11 protein-coding genes and 1 pseudogene are annotated in these 15,051 nt (G+C 67.8%); 9 read left to right on the forward strand and 3 right to left on the reverse strand.

The genetic code is table 11. From position 1 onward, the window contains the following. Positions 1–46: 46 nt before the first annotated feature. Positions 47–589, forward strand: a pseudogene (locus tag DRB06_RS16955) (IS3 family transposase); the annotation flags it as partial. Positions 590–849: 260 nt separating this feature from the next. Continuing rightward, positions 850–981 (forward strand): hypothetical protein, encoded by a 132-nt coding sequence (locus tag DRB06_RS16625; RefSeq protein WP_256329428.1) that lies wholly within the window; start codon positions 850–852, stop codon positions 979–981. A 610-nt stretch (positions 982–1,591) separates the two neighbouring features. Here the strand turns inward: DRB06_RS16625 and DRB06_RS08240 are convergent. Both DRB06_RS08240 and DRB06_RS08245 read right to left on the reverse strand, forming a co-directional pair. After that, positions 1,592–1,924 carry a hypothetical protein gene (locus DRB06_RS08240; protein WP_146750841.1) on the reverse strand — a complete coding sequence of 111 codons (333 nt, stop codon included), beginning with the start codon at positions 1,922–1,924 and terminating at the stop codon, positions 1,592–1,594. Positions 1,925–2,108: 184 nt separating this feature from the next. Then, a complete protein-coding gene (locus DRB06_RS08245) occupies positions 2,109–2,750 on the reverse strand; it encodes a hypothetical protein (RefSeq protein WP_111819659.1) in 642 nt (213 codons plus the stop codon). 187 nt (positions 2,751–2,937) lie between these two features. On the opposite strand from DRB06_RS08245, the gene DRB06_RS08250 reads away from it, so the two are divergent. Further along, a complete protein-coding gene (locus tag DRB06_RS08250) occupies positions 2,938–4,032 on the forward strand; it encodes an alpha/beta hydrolase fold domain-containing protein (RefSeq protein WP_108967987.1) in 1,095 nt (364 codons plus the stop codon). Here DRB06_RS08250 and DRB06_RS08255 read toward each other — a convergent pair. Further along, positions 4,019–4,741: a FadR/GntR family transcriptional regulator gene (locus DRB06_RS08255; RefSeq protein ID WP_073331383.1), complete on the reverse strand. Its 723-nt coding sequence runs from the start codon at positions 4,739–4,741 to the stop codon at positions 4,019–4,021. The two genes, DRB06_RS08250 and DRB06_RS08255, sit on opposite strands and share 14 nt — an antisense overlap. 202 nt (positions 4,742–4,943) lie before the next feature. Here DRB06_RS08255 and DRB06_RS08260 point away from each other — a divergent pair, with 202 nt between their 5' ends. The 6 genes from DRB06_RS08260 to DRB06_RS08285 all read left to right on the forward strand — a co-directional run bounded on the left by DRB06_RS08260 (position 4,944) and on the right by DRB06_RS08285 (position 14,994). Next, on the forward strand, positions 4,944–6,575 hold the full coding sequence (locus tag DRB06_RS08260; RefSeq protein ID WP_111819660.1) for an ABC transporter substrate-binding protein: 1,632 nt from the start codon (positions 4,944–4,946) through the stop codon (positions 6,573–6,575). A 39-nt stretch (positions 6,576–6,614) separates the two neighbouring features. Continuing rightward, complete coding sequence (locus DRB06_RS08265; protein WP_073330796.1) at positions 6,615–7,580, forward strand: ABC transporter permease; 966 nt, start codon at positions 6,615–6,617, stop codon at positions 7,578–7,580. Beyond that, positions 7,580–9,724, forward strand: a complete 2,145-nt coding sequence (locus tag DRB06_RS08270; protein ID WP_111819661.1) for a dipeptide/oligopeptide/nickel ABC transporter permease/ATP-binding protein — start codon at positions 7,580–7,582, stop codon at positions 9,722–9,724. The genes DRB06_RS08265 and DRB06_RS08270 overlap by 1 nt, the downstream gene beginning before the upstream one ends. Beyond that, the gene (locus tag DRB06_RS08275; RefSeq protein WP_111819662.1) at positions 9,724–10,548 is read left to right on the forward strand and encodes an ATP-binding cassette domain-containing protein; all 825 of its coding nucleotides are present in this window, start codon (positions 9,724–9,726) and stop codon (positions 10,546–10,548) included. The genes DRB06_RS08270 and DRB06_RS08275 overlap by 1 nt, the downstream gene beginning before the upstream one ends. A 670-nt stretch (positions 10,549–11,218) precedes the next feature. Further along, positions 11,219–13,525 carry an exo-alpha-sialidase gene (locus tag DRB06_RS08280; RefSeq protein ID WP_111819663.1) on the forward strand — a complete coding sequence of 769 codons (2,307 nt, stop codon included), beginning with the start codon at positions 11,219–11,221 and terminating at the stop codon, positions 13,523–13,525. A gap of 89 nt (positions 13,526–13,614) precedes the next feature. Continuing rightward, entirely contained in the window at positions 13,615–14,994 is a 1,380-nt protein-coding gene (locus DRB06_RS08285) for an ABC transporter substrate-binding protein (protein WP_111819664.1), read from the forward strand. The last annotated feature ends 57 nt before the right edge of the window (positions 14,995–15,051 follow it).

The raw sequence follows: 15,051 nt of genomic DNA on the forward strand, positions 1-15,051 counted from the left end.
GGGCCTGTGCCGGTTCTGTCAGGCGCTGGCCAGCGCCGATGTCAAGATCGCCCCGAGCACCTACTACGCAGCCAGGAGTCGTCCCCCATCGGCAAGGACGGTGCGCGACCAGGCTCTGAAGGCCGAGATCGGGCGGGTGCATGAGAACAACTACTGCGTACTGGGCGCAAGGAAGATGCATGCGATGCGGGGCCGTCCCGAGGAATCCGCCCGGCACGGCCTGGGGCATGTGGCCCGCTGCACCGTGGAGCGTCTGATGCGGGACATGGGCCTGCACGGCATCCGCCGCGCCAAGTCGCCCAGGACGACCCGGTCCGTACCGAAGGAGCAGTGCCCGGCGGACCTGGTCAAAAGACACTTCAGCGCCTTCAGGCCGAACGAGCTGTGGGTGGCGGACATAACCTACGTGCGCACCCTGTCGGGCTGGGTGTATGTGGCCTTTGTCACTGACGTGTACTCCCGTCGGATCGTCGGGTGGCAGACGTCAACGAGCTTGTACACCGATCTGGCGCTGGACGCTCTGAAGATGGGTATCTGGCAGCGCCAGCGCGAAGGAGCCGACCTTACCGGCCTGATCCACCACTCCGACCGCGGGGCCGCTGTACCGGGCGATCCGCTACGGGCAGACCCTGTCCGACTGCGACGCTGTGGCCTCGGTGGGCTCCAAGGGAGACTCCTACGACAACGCGCTGGCCGAGGCCCTCAACTCGCTCTACAAGGCCGAGCTCATCCGCAACCACAAGTACCTCGACTCCCACGGGCCCTGGGAGGGCATCGACGATGTCGAGCTCGCTACCGCCGAGTGGGTGCAACTGGTCGGGCACCGTCCGGCCTCACTCCGCCATCGACATGCACAGCCCCGTCCAGCACGAGCAGGCATACACCCCACCACCACCAGATACCACCGACACCGCCGACGCCCAGGACGTCGGCGAGCAGACCACCAGCCAACCCCAGCCGGCGACCGCCGGCGCCAGATAAAACAGCCTCCACAAAACCCGGGGCTTGACACAGTGTGCAACGAGGGGGTCGTTGCACACTGGAGCACGGTCATGACACTCGGATTGTGGGTGAAATCCGCATGATTCTGCGGATTCCGCCTCAGGGTTCACCCCTCGAGTGTGCAGACCCACCACAGGAGCAACGAATAACACCACTGGGCAGACGGCCGCCCCGGCCGCCAGTGGGTGCGCCGGCCACGCCAACGGCCGGGTTCAGCATCGGCGCGCGAGCTGCCCCGCGCCGCACCCCCGTACCGGAGGAAATGATTCGACTCCGGGGTGTGGGCGTGGTAGGGGGCGGGGGTGTCTTGTTTGGGCAGATGTCAGGGGTCGGTGGGCGTGGGCGGGTGGATCGCTCGGGGGCAGGGGCGGGTTCGGCTCCTACCTGGACCGCGTTGCTTCACTTGGACCGCGTCTGGGCGGTTGGACCGCCTGAGAGTGCGTCTAAGGCAGTCCGACCGCGCGCACTCGGCCCATCCGCGCGTAAGCGGTCCGACCAGACACGCACTCCGAGACAAACGCCAACCCCACCGACACCCACCCCCCTGGAATCAACCATCCAGTTGAGGGACTTGGTGTCGAAGGCGGCGTCACGGGCCTTTGCGAACTTCCTGCTGGCCTGATCTCTGTGTTTCCCGCGGCGGCCGTATGACCCGGTAAATCCGGCCTACCAGTACGGTCGCCGCGGGAAACACAGCACACACCGCATACAACGCCCAGGGAGGGGGAAGCGACGCATCTGCAATGGGGTTGATGGACCAGAAGTGCAGGGCGATTCCGAGCAGGTATAGTGGATACTCGATCGGTGCCAGCAGCAGGCTGGTCCACCAGGTCTGCTTCGCCTCGAGCTTCTTGTCGAAGTGGAGGGCGATTGCGGGAAGAACAAGCGGCATCACGAGGAACACTGTGTAGAGTTCGATCACGGGCGCGGGAATGGACTCGTCCCTGATTAGTGCGAGGTGCCCAGACACGCCCAAAACCACGCAGCACGCGATATAGATTGCGACGACTGCGCCCGAGCTGAGTAATCGCCGTGCAGGCGTTGGCATGAGCGCTTATCCTTTCGCGAGCGAGGTTGTGGCCTCGAGGCTGCCAGGCCGCGTGGTGTTAGCGGTTGGTGTAGGGCTGGCAGTTCTTGTCGAGCCATCGGCGTCCGATATCGAGGTCGCCGTCAATCATGGGCACCACGATGTACGAGTGCATCTCGGCGAATTCCGGAGCGTAGGTGGTGATGGCGTTGAGGGTGGGGAAGGTGCTCAGTTGCGCCTCGGCGCTATCCATGCGCGTGGCGTCCCCGGCGTCGGCCGCGTTCAAGTACTCGTCGATCCAGCCGCACTGCCAGTACAGCGCCTCGGAAACCGCGAGGTCTCCCTCGGCCACGTGAACCACCACGCCGGTGGAGTCGGGGTCCAGCCCACTGTCCTCCAGACTGCGCCGGGCCGCCGGGTTCTCTGCGTCGGCCTCGAGGGTGAGGTCGGAGCCGTCCTGCGTCTGAACGGTGGCGCCCGCGAGTTCGGGAATGAGGTCTGCTGCTGTGGGCACCTCGACCCCGGGGGCGAAGGTCAAGTCGTCGCCCTCGAGCTCGTGATGGGCGAGCTCCTGAACTTCCGGCGCGATCGGTGCCTCAGACGACGCCGCCGATTCGGGCGCGGCGGTCGCGGCATCGCCGCTCTTACCGATAGCGAACGGGACAGCGAGCAGGGCGATCCCGGCCAAGACGACGATCCCAGTGGTCTGCTTCTTATTCACGGCGCCTCCTCGCCTACGGGCAAGTGAACAGAACATGACCGCCCTCTTCTCGCACCCATGCGACACGCCCGCCTCGGAATTGAAGGATACGCCGCCTGGGTGCCCGTGCATGCCTTTCAACCCGGTTCTTCGAACTCGCGCGCCCAGGCGGAGCGGATCGGGGCGCCGGCACGCGTACTCTCCGCCCATGACGCCGACGACGCCACCCCGCCCGCCCTACGAGCCCGCCACCGCGCTCGTACTCCAGCGCCTCGAGGCCGCCGGCGGACTCCCGCCCCTGAACAGCTCCACGCTGACCGACCGTCGCATCCCGATCGCCCGGCGCCGCGCCGTCTATCTGGCCGCCTGCCCGGACGCGCACCTGCACGAGGCGACCCTCACTCGCGCCGACGGCACCACCATGCCGCTGACCGTCGTCACCCCGACCGACGGCGCGGCGCAGCCGGGCGCCCCACTGCTGCTGTCCATCCACGGCGGCGGCCGGGTGATGGGCTGCCGCTTCGACGACCTGGCCGCCCCGACCGCCTGGGCGCGGCGCTTCGGCGGCGTCGTCCTCGCCCCGGAGTACCGCCTGGCGCCGGAGCACCCCGCACCCGCAGCGGGGGAGGACTGCCTGGCGGCACTGGCCTGGGCCGCCGAGCACGCCGCGGACTACGGGGCGGACCCGGAGCGCATCGTCGTCGTCGGGCCCAGCGGCGGCGGGGGACTGGCCGCCTGCCTGGCTCTGACCGCTCGGGACCGCGGTGGGCCTCGGGCGCTGGGCTACCTGCTCGACTACCCGATGCTGGACGACCGCACCGGGCTGCCTGGCCCCGACGGCGCGGTGCAGCCGCCGTCGGCCCGCCAGTTCCCCGACGACGGGCTGTGGCCGGCGCACTGGAACGACTGGGCCTGGGAACAGATCCTGCCCGGCCGGCGGGGCGGAGCGGCGGTGAGCGTGCATGAGGCGGCCGGCCGCGCCGTTGACCAGCCGGGCGCCCTGGCCGGGCTACCCCCGATCTTCCTGTCCGTCGCCGGGGCCGAGACCTTCCGGGACGAGGTGGTCGCCTTCGCCGCGGCCCTGTGGCGCGACGGCGGGGACTGCGAGCTGCACGTGTGGCCGGGAGCCACCCACGCCATGGAGTACGTCAGCGCCACCTGGCTGCGCGACGGCCTGGAGACCGCGCGACTGAGCTGGCTCACCCGGCTGCTTGAGCCTGAAGACCCGCGCCTCAACCTGGCGCGGGTGATGGGGGAGGGGACCTTCCCGACGATTACGGCGGGCGAGGTCAGTCGCGGGTGAGGGCCTTCTCCAGCGGCTCGTAGTGCGCCACGATCGCCTCCCGGTAGGCGTCCACGTCCCCGGCGCGGGCCGCCTGCAGCATGGCCCGATGGGCGTTGGCGGTCTTGACGATGTCCTCCGGGCGCGGGGCATGGAGCATGGGAACCGTCAGGGTGTGAATCGCCCAGAACGCCTCCATCAGATGGGCGAATAGCTGATTGGGTACCGGCGCCAGCAGCATCTGGTGGAAGCTGCGGTCCTGGTCGGTGAAGGTCTCCCCACGCTTCGCCAGCGCCTCCATCTCATCCACGACGGCGTCGATCTCCGCGTCCTCGCGTCCCCGCCACGCCTCGGTGACGGCCTCAGCCAGGGACGTATCCAGGGTGCGGCGCACCTGAACCACCTCGCGCAGGCTGCGGTAGTCGTCGCCCGGCTTGAGCAGCCCCCGGAAGACGAGGGACTCCACCATGGGGCGCATCGACACCTGGCCCACGAACATGCCGTGGCCGTGGCGCACCTCCACGATGTCCAGGGCTGCCAGCGTGCGGATGGCCTCGCGCACGGAGGAGCGGGACACGCCCAGGGTCTCGCACAGCTGCGACTCGGTCGGCAGCGGGTCGCCGGGCTGGAGGTGGGATTGCAGGATGTAGTCCTTGATGGCGTTCATGGCGCTGGTGGCCTGCGTGGTCGCCCCACTGCTGGCGGTGTAGGCCCCGCGCTTGATCTCCATGGCGGTCATGGCTCGCTCGTCCCCTCTTCGGTTCCGCTGCGCTCGCGCGCCTATCGCCTCCCGGTCAGGTGGGGCCGGGAGGGCTCTCAGGTCATCGTTACACATAATCCATCTTCCGTCCCGGGATTGATCAGATGTCCGACGCCTGCTACATTCATTCTACCGACATCAGACAACAGATGTCCGATCTCAGGAGACCTCAATGACGATCTCGACTCCCCGCGCCTCCCGCCGCGACTTCATCCGCCTGTCCTCCACGCTGGGGCTGGCAGCCGGGCTGGCCGCCGGCCTCGCCGCCTGCGGCGGTTCCGGCTCATCCTCCGATTCCGGAGCCACGGCAGTGGCGGGCGACCCTGCCGCCAACGCGGCCGCCTCCAACGCCGACGGCACCATCACCGCCGGCATCTCCTACGAGCTGGGCACCAACGGCTACGACCCCATGACCACCACTGCCGCGCTCACCGTCGCCGCCAACTGGCACACCCTGGAGGGCCTGACCGAGCTGCACCCCGCCACCCGCGAGTGCTACGCCGCCCTGGCCGCCGACCTGCCCGCGCAGGTGGATGACACCACCTATGAGGTGACTCTGCGCGACGGCGCCGTCTTCTCCGACGGCACGCCCGTCACCGCCGACGACGTGGTCTTCTCCTTCGAACGCGTCCTGGACCCGGACAACAACTCGCTGTACTCCCAGTTCATCACCTTCATCGACTCCGTGACGAAGAAGGACGACGCCACCATCACCATCACCACCAAGTACCCCTACTCGCTGGTGGCCGAACGCATCAGCGTGGTCAAGATCGTGCCCCGCGCCGCCGTCGAGGCCGACGCCGCCGCCTTCGACATGAACCCGGTCGGCACCGGCCCCTACACCATGACCGACAACGGCGCCGCCTCCCAGACCATCGTCTTCGAGCGCAACGACAACTACAACGGCCCCCACCCGGCGCTGGCCAAGTCCATGACCTGGCAGATCCTGCCCGACGACACCACCCGCACCAACGCCATCACCTCCGGCACCGTCCAGGCCATCGACGCCGTCCCCGTGGCCAACCTGGCCACCATGCAGGCGCCCATCACCGTGGCCGCCCAGCAGGGCTTCTCCCTGCTGTTCGCCATGTTCAACAACGCCACGCTCTCCGACGTCAAGGCCCGCCAGGCGATCATGTACGCCCTGGACTACGACAAGATCTGCGAGACCGGCATGGGCACGCTCGCCACCCCCGCCACCTGCTTCGTCCAGGCCGACCACCCCGCCTACAAGCAGGCCGGCACCGTCTACACCTACGACGCCGACAAGGCCAAGTCGCTGTTGGCCGAGGCCGGGGTGACCAGCATCAACCTGCTGTGCTCCGACCACGGCTGGTTCGCCTCCGTCCGCCCGATCATCCGCGAGAACCTCGAGGCCCTGGGCATCACCGTCAACTACGAGGAGAAGAAGTCCGCGGACGTCTACGCCTTCATCGACTCCGCCCAGGGCGACTGGGACGTGGTCATCGCTCCCGGCGACCCCTCCGTCTTCGGTAACGACGCGGACCTGCTCATGCGCTGGTGGTACGCCGGCGACATCTGGACCGACACCCGCCTGCACTGGAAGGGCACCGACGCCTACAACCAGGTGCAGGCCGCCCTGGACGAGGCCGTCCAGCTCGACGGCGACGCCCAGGTGGCCAAGTGGCAGGAGATCTTCGACCTGATCGCCGCAGACGTGCCGCTCTACCCGATCTTCCACCGCAAGTCGCCCACCGCCTACGACGCCGAGGCGCTGGTCGGATTCCAGCCGATCGCCCTGACCGGCCTGTCCTTCATCGACGTCGGCACCACCACCGCCTGACCGCCCGCCTCCCCCAGTTCCGGCAAAAGGACCACCCCAGTGTCCAACCTCCTCCGCCTGATCGGCCGCCGCCTGGTGGCGCTGCCGATCATGGTGCTGGGCGTGACACTGCTCGTATTCGTCGTCATGTCGTTCTCCTCGGCCGACCCGGCGCGCCTGGCGCTGGGGGAGGCCGCCACGGCCGACGCCCTCGAGCAGTACCGCCAGGCCCACCACCTCAACGACCCGCTGCTGCAACGCTTCTGGGACTACCTGGTGGGCCTGGCGCACGGCGACCTCGGCACCACCTTCACAGGCGTGAAGATCACCGACATGGTTGCCAGCGCCTTCCCCATCACCCTGCAGCTGACCTTCATCGGCATCTTCCTGGCCGTTATCGCCGCCACCATCCTGGGCGTGATCGCCGCCCTGTACCGGGACGCCTGGCCCGACCAGGTCATCCGCGTGATCTCCATCCTGTGCCTGGCCACCCCCTCCTTCTGGCTGGCCCTGCTGCTGATCCAGTGGTTCGGCGACATCCCCGGCGCCACCGGCACCTTCCCCTCGGTGGTCACCCAATGGGTCTCCTTCGGCGATGACCCCGGCGCCTACGCGCGGCAGATCTTCCTGCCCGCCCTGGCCGTCGCCGTCCCCAACACCGGCACCCTCACCCGCGTGGTGCGCACCGCCATGGTCGAGGAACTCGACCGCGACTACGTGCGCACCGCCATCGGCGCCGGCATCCCCAAGCACGTCGTCGTCGCCCGCAACGTGCTGCGCAATGCCCTGATCACCCCGCTGACGGTGCTGGGCCTGCGGCTCGGCTACGCCATGGGCGGCGCCGTCGTCATCGAGATGATCTTCAACATCCAGGGGATGGGACAGCTCATCTTCCAGGGCATCACCCGCAATGACGTCAACATCGTCCAGGGCGTGTCCATCACGGTCGCACTGGCCTTCATCATCATCAACATCGTCGTTGACATGCTCTACGTGCTGGTCAACCCGAGGATCAGGAGCGTCTGATGCCCCACCGCCGCACACTGGACAAGGTTGCCGCCCCCGGCCTGCGCTTCCAGGGCTGGCGCCGCCTGCCGCTGGGCTCCAAGATCGCCGTGATCGTGCTGGCCCTCATCGCCCTGATGGCCGTCTTCGCCCCGCTGGTGGCCCCCTACCATCCGGGCGCCACCGGCCTGGCCTCCGCCGAGACGGTCACCCATGTGGAGGGTGTGGGCGACGTCGTCTCCTCCGATCCCGCCGTCGCCCCCTCCGCCGCGCACCTGTTCGGCACCGACGCCACCGGCCGGGACATCTTCTCCCGCGCCATCTACGGCGCCCGCGTCTCCCTGGTGGTGGGCTTGAGCGCCACCGGCATCGCCCTGGCCCTGGCCGCGGTCCTCGGCGCCATCGCCGCCACCAGCCGCAAGTGGATCGGGGAGGTGGTCATGCGCGTGCTGGACGTGGTCATGTCCTTCCCCGGGATCGCGCTCGCGGCCGTGCTGGTGCTGGCCATGTCCGCCTCCGGGCTGCCGATGGTGGCCGTGATCATCATCGCCACGGCGGTCGTCTACACCCCACAGCTCACCCGCGTGGTGCGCGCCAATATCCTCGCCCAGTTCGGCGAGGACTACGTGGCCGCCTCCAAGGTCATGGGGGCCCGCGTCCCCTGGATCCTGGCCAAGCACGTGGTGCGCAACTGCGTCGCCCCGATCATGGTCTACGCCACCGTGCTGGTGGCCGACGCCATCGTCTTCGAGGCCTCCCTGTCATTCATCGGGGCCGGCATCAAGGCCGTCAACACCCCCACCTGGGGCAACATGCTCTCCGAGGGCAAGGCCCTGCTGCTGTCCGGCCACTGGTGGCCGACGTTCTTCCCCGGGCTGATGATCCTGATCACCACCCTGTGCCTGAACATTCTCTCCGAGGGCCTGACCGACGCCATGGCCTCCCCGCGCATCCGCGCCCACGTGGACGTCGAGGCCGACGAGGAGGCCATGCAGACCCAGCAGGCCTGGGACGAGGCCGGCCACGCCGTGCGCTCCCACGCCGAGCTGACCGCCGACGCCACCCCCGGCGGGCAGAAGAGCGCCCTGACCGGGATCGTGGAGCCCGCCGCCGAGGAGGTTCCGCTCGCCGAGCGGCTGGCCGCCCTGCACGACGCCGAACTGGCCCGCCACGACCGGCTCGTCTACCCCACCCCGCAGGCCGCACCCGTGCTGGAGGTGGAGGACCTGTCGATCGCCTTCCCCGCCCAGCACGGGGAGGTGAACATCGTCGACGGCGTGTCCTTCTCCGTGCGCCCCGGCGAGACCATGGGCCTGGTCGGGGAGTCCGGCTGCGGGAAGTCCATCACCTCCATGGCGGTCATGGGGCTGCTGCCGTCCAGCGCGCGCATCACCGGGCGGATCCGCTTCCAGGGGCGCGACCTGCTGGAGCTGAGCCCCAAGGAGCACAACGCCCTGCGCGGCCACGAGATGAGCATGATCTACCAGGACGCCCTGTCCTCCCTGAACCCCTCCATGCTCATCCGCTCCCAGATGAAACAGCTCACCTCCCGCGGCGGCACCCGCAGCGCCGAGGAGCTGCTCGAGCTGGTCGGACTCGACCCGGCGCGCACCCTGAAGAGCTACCCGCACGAGCTGTCCGGCGGGCAGCGCCAGCGCGTGCTGATCGCCATGGCGCTCACCCGCGACCCCAGCCTGGTCATCGCCGACGAGCCCACCACGGCCCTGGACGTCACCGTCCAGAAGCAGGTCATCGACCTGCTGAACCAGCTGCGCGAGAAGCTCGGCTTCGCCATGGTCTTCGTCAGCCACGACCTGGCCCTGGTGGCCAAGGTCGCCCACCGCATCACCGTCATGTACGCCGGCCAGGTGGTCGAGCAGGCCACCACCGCGGAGCTGCTGACCAACCCCGTACACGAGTACACCCGCGGACTGCTCGGCGCGGTGCTCTCCATCGAGGCCGGATCCAAGCGCCTGCACCAGGTGCGCGGCACCGTCCCCAGCCCGCAAGAGTTCGTGGCCGGCGACCGCTTCGCCCCGCGCTCATCTCACCCCGACGTCGGCCTGAACACCCGCCCGGTGCTGCGGCCCGTGGCCGGCGCCGGCGAGCACTACTACGCCATCACGCCCGAGCTCGAGGCAGTCCTCGCCAAGGAGGCCCACTGATGCCCACCGACAAGTACGCCGGCTGGAATCCCGAGACCGATCCGGTCATCGAGCTGCGCCACGCCCACGTCATTCACAAGTCCCGCACCGGCAAGCTGTTCCGCCCCGACACGGTCCACGCCGTCAACAACGTTTCCTTGAAGGTCAAGCGCGGCGAGACCCTCGGACTGGTGGGGGAGTCCGGCTGCGGGAAGTCCACCACCGCCCGCGTCATGACCGGCCTGCAACCGCTGACTCGCGGCGAGGTCTACTTCAAGGGGCGCCCCCTCGGGCACTCCGCCGCCGACCGGCGCGCCCTGGGCCGCTCGGTGTCCGTGGTCTTCCAGGACCCGGCCACCGCGCTGAACCCGCGCATGATCGTGCACGACACGCTCATCGACCCACTCAACGTCCACGGCATCGGCTCACCCGCCGAACGCGAGGCGAAGGTCCGCGACCTGCTGCACCTGGTGGGCCTGCCGCCCAGCGCTCTGGAGGTGCTGCCCCGGCAGATCTCCGGCGGCCAGCGCCAGCGCGTCGCCATCGCCCGGGCACTGGCCCTGGACCCGGACATCATCGTCGCCGACGAGCCCACCAGCGCCCTGGACGTGTCCGTGCGCGCCCAGGTCCTCAACCTGCTGCAGGACCTCAAGGTCGCCCTCGGTCTGGGGCTGGTGTTCATCAGCCACGACATCAACACGGTCCGCTACGTCTCCGACCGCATCGCCGTCATGTACTTCGGCAAGATCCTGGAGATGAACACGACGACGGAGATCTTCGCCCACCCCCAGCAGGAGTACACGCGCACGCTGCTCGGCGCCGTGCCCTCCCTTCTCGAGGCCTGACCGCTCGTCCTCGGGGCGCTCCCCGCGTAGGCGGCATCGTATGCGGCCGGATCCACTCGGGTGGATCCGGCCGCCGCCTGTGTGCCGACGGCTGCGCGCGGCGGAAAAAGCGATTTCGGTAATCTAAATGAACCCGTTCAGTTGAGGCGGCTCATACTTCGTTCCGAAACGGTAATTCTAGGAGCCGCAGCCGGTCCGAGAAACGCTTGACGAGCGTGCGAGGGTTCGCTACCTTTATCTTGTCGGCGGATCAAAGCGGATCCGCCTACGAGGTGCTCAGGCGCGAATCAGTTCGGCACGACATTTCGAGGAGGGTCTCATGCATGCTGCGTCTGCCTGGCGTATCACTACGAATGCTCGGCGTCGTCGCTCCGCTATTCGCGAGGAGCGCGGGCCCTCTCTGACGCAGTCCTGACCCGCCACCAGCCAGAGCCGTTGGTGGCGCCCGCTGAGCCGCGGGCGATCCCCTTCCACCCCGGAAACGAACTCTCCGGGTGAAGTGCGCCCCTCCCGCCCCCGAGGGCGCTGAATGAGAACGACGTCGGGCGCCGTGCTCGGCCCGTATTGACCGGATCTCAGCGATTTCCTGGAGCGTACCCGCTCGGTGTCGCCTAATACCGGAGCCATTTTCCAGGGGGTACTGCGCTTATTTTCAGAATGGAGACAGCAAATGTATGCGGCTTCTTATGATGGCGGACTGGCGGAAACGGTTGTCGGCGCGCCCACGGGAAGCATTATGTTCGACTTCCGCGCCACCGCCGATGGCAATCTCGTAGAGATCGATGGCGGCGTGCGCGGCAGGCTCTCCGCCCGGATCAAAGGCGGCTACCTTGTCTACGAGGCCGCAGTTGACGGGAACTGGGGCCTGATCGAGGTCGAGGACACCAGGGGGGTGGCCGACGGTTACTGGCACAGCGCCGTGATCACCGTGACCGCGCGCGGCACGCGCCTGTACGTCGACGGCTATCAGGCGTTCTGCGCGACGACGACGGCGTTCCTGGGTGATCTCGGCGCCGACGCGTCCGTCCGGGTCGGTGACCTCGGCACACCGGAGATCGCCGACTTCACCGTCTCGCGATCCGTGCCTAGCGCCCGGGAGGTCATTACCCGTGCGAGAGTCGCCCAGCCGGCTGTGGAGTTCGCTGCGAACCGCCTGGACGAACTCGATGTCGCTCGTTTCGCCCAGACGCGGCGGGGAGCCGTCGACCTGAGTTTTCGCGTGCGCGGTCGCATGCAGGAGGGAACCCTGTTCGCCGCCGGTGCCGCCGGCGACGAACGCCTATCGCTGCGGGTGACCCCCACGGGAATCGTCTACCGCGCGGTCGCCGGAGTCGGTCGGGTCCGTGAGGCCGTCGCACAGGGCAGATGGGGTGACGGCCAGTGGCACCGTGTGGCCGTGGTCTGCGGGCACGGGGCCGTGGACATATACGTGGACGGGTACCGAGAGGCCCATGTGCCGGGCGAGTTCTTCCTCGGCGACATCAACGGCCTCGATGAGATCGTCATCGGCCAGGACTGCCATGGCGTCCGTCTGTCGGGGGAGGTGCAAAGCGCCGCGATCTTCGAGCAGGTCCTCGGCGACGAGCAGATCAAGCGGCTCCACGGCGTCGAGCCCATACAGACTGACGCGCTCTTCGACCGGGGCTTCCACGACTCCGCCTCCTACCGTATCCCCTCGCTCCTGACGCTGACCTCGGGCACCATACTCGCAGGGGCCGACCAGCGCGTATTCAACGCCAACGACGCCCCTAACGACATCAATTTCGTTGTACGCAGGTCGCTGGACGGGGGAGAGACCTGGGGGCCGCTCCAGACGGTCATCGACTGCCCCGGTACGGGGGAGGATGCCGCTTGCGTCATCGACTCCTGCATGGTTCAGGACCCGGCGACCGGCAGGATCCACGTGTTCGTCGACCACTTCCCGGGCGGCATCGGCCAGCCCAACTGCTGGGCGTCCACGGGCTTCGACTCCAAGGGCCGCAGACTGGTTCGGGACCTCGATATGGGGCGCTACTACGTGGATGCCGACGGCGCCGTGTACACGGCAGCGGGGGATCCCACCGACTTCCAGGTGGACGCCGCACTCAACATCACCCGGTCCGGGCGCCCCGCCGGAAACCTCGATCTCGCGCCAGGGACGGACCCGGAACAGTCCCTGTTCGCCATCCCGACGTCCTACCTGCAGCACGTCTACTCTGATGACGATGGCCTCACCTGGTCGGAGCCGGAGGACCTCAACCATGCGCTCAAGGAGCCGTGGATGAGATTCCTCGGCACCTGCCCGGGAAACGGAATCGTCCTGCGGCACGGTGCGAACTCCGGCCGGATCTTGATCCCGGTGTACTTCAACAACGACCACAACTGGCTCGCCATGTGCGCCACCGTCATCTACTCGGACGACCACGGTGAGACCTGGACGCTGGCTTCCAGCCCGAACGATGGGCGGCCCACCCCTGCGGGCCCCCTCGTGCCGGCCGAGTTCACCGATGAGCAGTACTCGCTGCACGAGGCCACTATCGTCGAGCGGGCCGACGGCTCCGTGCTCATGCTCATGCGCAATCAGGATCCATGCGGACGCGTGGCGACTGCGGAGTCGCCCGACGGCGGTGTCACCTGGGGTGAAATCACCTTTGATGAGAGCCTGCCGGAGATCTGGTGCCAGCCCAACGCCGTGGCACTCACCTCGCCCGCGGGGGAGGACCGGGTTGTCTTCGCCAACGCCTCCCTCATGCTCCCCTACCGCGGCTGCGGCGTGCTCCGGCTGAGCCTGGACGGGGGGCAATCGTGGGAGCGGTCCCGGACTTTCAACCCCGCGCACTACGTCTACCAGTGCATGTGCGAACTGCCCGACGGCAGGATCGGCCTCCTGTGGGAGAACGAGTGCCAGGGCCTGTACTTCTCACGCCTGCCGCTGAGCTTCTTCGGCATCCCCCTTGCCCCCGCCGAGGTGAATGAGGAGGCGCAGACCGCCGACTGACCCGTGATTTCCCTGAGCGACCGCCCCCCTGCGCTCGTCGCTCACCCCGTAGCACAAACAGCACACGTCCAATCCAAAGGAGAAGCAATATGTTCCTTTCCACCCCTCAGACCTACCCATACGCATTCAGCCGACGCGGATTCATGGCGGCTTCCGGCGTCGGCATGCTCGGCCTGCTCGCTACGTGCGGCGCCTCCGGCTCCGCAGAATCCGAGGAAACCGGTCCGCTCAGCGGCACGGTGACCATGTGGTCCTCGTTCACCCAGGGCGCCCGCGCCGACTGGATGCAGCGGATGGCCGACGCCTTCCACACCGAGAACCCCGGCGTCACGGTCAACATCGAGCAGTTCTCATGGGGCGAGTTCAATACTAAGTGGACCACTGGACTCACCGCCGGTCAGGTCCCCGACATCTCGACCGCACTGCCGAACAACGTCGTGGAGATGATCAACGCCGAGGCTCTCGTACCCCTTGACGAGATCATCGACTCCATCGGCCGTGACCGCTTCCCGCAAGCCGCGCTCAAGGAGGGGCAGGCCGACGGCATCTCCTACTCCGTGCCTATCTACTCCCACGCGCAGGTGATGTGGTACCGCAAGGACTTGCTCGAGTCATACTCCCTGTCCGTTCCCGAGACCTGGGATGACCTGGCTGAGGCTGCCAAGACGATCGGCCGCTCCAACGACCTCTACGGCCTCTCCGTGCCCCTGGGCGCCGGGGACGTGCTGGGTGCCCGCTACCTCAACTTCTACGTGCGTTCAGCGGGAGAGCGCCTGCTCAAGGATGACGGCTCCGCGAACCTCACCTCCGCCGCCGCACTCGACGGAATCAAGTACTGGGTCGACCTGTACCGCACCGTCTCCCCGTCGGGCTCCCTCGACTACTCCGTACTCGACCAGGCCACGCTCTTCTATCAAGGCAAGACGGCCTTCGACTTCAACTCCGGCTTCCACATCTCCGGAGTGCAGGAGAATCGCCCCGATCTCAGCGAGTCGATCGCGGCCGCGCCACTGCCGCGCCTGAAGCGCACCGACTCGGTCAACTACCCGGCGGAGATCTCCAACATCCCGCTGGTGGTCTGGGAGGCGTCCGCGGTCAAGCGTGAGGCCAAGGCCTTCCTCGAGTACCTGTTCTCAAAGGACGAGTACATCGACTTCCTTCACGCCATCCCCGGCGGCATGCTCCCGGTCCTGACCGACATCGCCGAGGACTCGCAGTACCTGGACAATGAGACCATCACCAAGTACTCCGACTCGATCCAGGTCATTCAAGACCAGGTCGGTGTCGGCTCGGCCATTGGCATGGAGGAGGGGCCGCTTGTCCAAGCGGGCATCCTGACCAGTCAGGGCATGATCGAGAAGATGTTCCACTCTGTGATCATCGACGCCGTGGACATAGAGGCCGCGGCCAAGGACTGCGAGGACAAACTGAACAGCGCCTTTGAGGCGGCTGGTGCCCAGATCGGCTGAGCCGGCAGCCGACTCATGAAGGTGGTGGCGGGTGCATCCCACCCGCCACCACCGACG

The sequence above is a fragment of the Actinomyces sp. Z5 genome (assembly GCF_003287795.1).
GTDB lineage: Bacteria > Actinomycetota > Actinomycetes > Actinomycetales > Actinomycetaceae > Actinomyces > Actinomyces glycerinitolerans.